Source organism: Pseudomonas sp. 51_B (assembly GCF_017491595.1).
Taxonomy (GTDB): Bacteria; Pseudomonadota; Gammaproteobacteria; order Pseudomonadales; family Pseudomonadaceae; genus Aquipseudomonas; species Aquipseudomonas promysalinigenes.
The window spans coordinates 1-464 of sequence record NZ_JAFGYW010000327.1 but is presented as its reverse complement, the minus strand read 5'-3'; the positions used below and the strand labels follow the sequence as shown (position 1 = coordinate 464).

Below are 464 nucleotides of genomic sequence, written 5' to 3'. Positions count from 1 at the left end.
GCCCTATGCCGCAAACCCGTTTCGTGACCAAGAAGGCTTTCGAAGCCGGCCTGCGTCCAATCGTGGTGATCAACAAGGTTGACCGTCCAGGCGCACGTCCGGACTGGGTTCTGGACCAGATCTTCGACCTGTTCGACAACCTCGGTGCGACCGAAGAACAACTGGACTTCCAGGTTGTTTACGCTTCGGCCCTGAACGGTATTGCCGGTCTGGACCACACCGCCATGGCGGAAGACATGACTCCGCTGTACCAGGCGGTAGTCGACCACGTTCCGCCTCCGGCCGTTGACCGTGACGGTCCGTTCCAGATGCAGATCTCCGCTCTGGACTACAACAGCTTCCTGGGTGTTATCGGTGTTGGCCGTATCGCTCGCGGTCGCGTCAAGCCGAACACCCCGGTTGTCGCTATCAGCGCCGACGGCAAGCGCCGCAACGGTCGTATCCTGAAGCTGATGGGTCACCAC

Annotated in this window: 1 protein-coding gene; it reads left to right on the top strand. The window is 60.6% G+C overall.

What is annotated here, in order from left to right:
- The coding region (locus tag J5M56_RS25060; RefSeq protein WP_243430907.1) for a GTP-binding protein at positions 1-464 on the top strand (464 nt) is incomplete at both ends.